Annotated in this window: 1 protein-coding gene; it reads right to left on the bottom strand. The window is 65.4% G+C overall.

Features of this window, described 5'->3' with window-relative positions; translation table 11 throughout:
- A partial coding sequence (locus ISP15_RS18425; RefSeq protein WP_404549467.1) for a transposase occupies positions 1 to 489 on the bottom strand: 489 nt, incomplete at both ends.

The following is a 489-nucleotide window of genomic DNA, read 5'->3' as shown; positions in this document are numbered from 1 at the left end:
GGCGCGCACCTCCCAGGTGAGCGGCAGGCAGGGGTCTTTCTTGCGCGCTTGCGGCGAGACGTTCATGCGTAAGCACACATCGCCGGGACCATGCGTAGCGATGACCTCGCCCTTCAGGCCGGCACGGGCCGGGATCAGCCAATGTCGTCCTTGTTGTTGCAACGGCCAGAGCAGGCCGGCTGAGTAGAACCCCTTGTCCACCATCACCAACGAGTCCGGCGGCAGTTGGGGCCATAGCTGCGCGGCCAAGGTGTATTCACTGGTGGCGTAGGTGTCCAGGCGAGCATCGACCAGCAGGCGCGAGCGGGCATCCAGCAGGCACGCCATGCGCACCAGCGGAAACGGACTCTGATGCCCGGGATGGTTATGCTGACTGCCAAAGTGCCGGCGATTGTCCAGCGTGTCGGGAGTCCGCCAGACCACGCCGTCCAACGCATACAGCGACAAGCCCTGCCAGCGGTGGCGACCGGCCTGCGTATGGCCCCATTG

Source organism: Dyella jejuensis, from assembly GCF_044904675.1.
Taxonomy (GTDB): domain Bacteria; phylum Pseudomonadota; class Gammaproteobacteria; order Xanthomonadales; family Rhodanobacteraceae; genus Dyella_B; species Dyella_B jejuensis.
The sequence above is the reverse complement of the archived record's forward strand: the minus strand, read 5'-3'. Positions and strand labels throughout refer to the sequence as shown.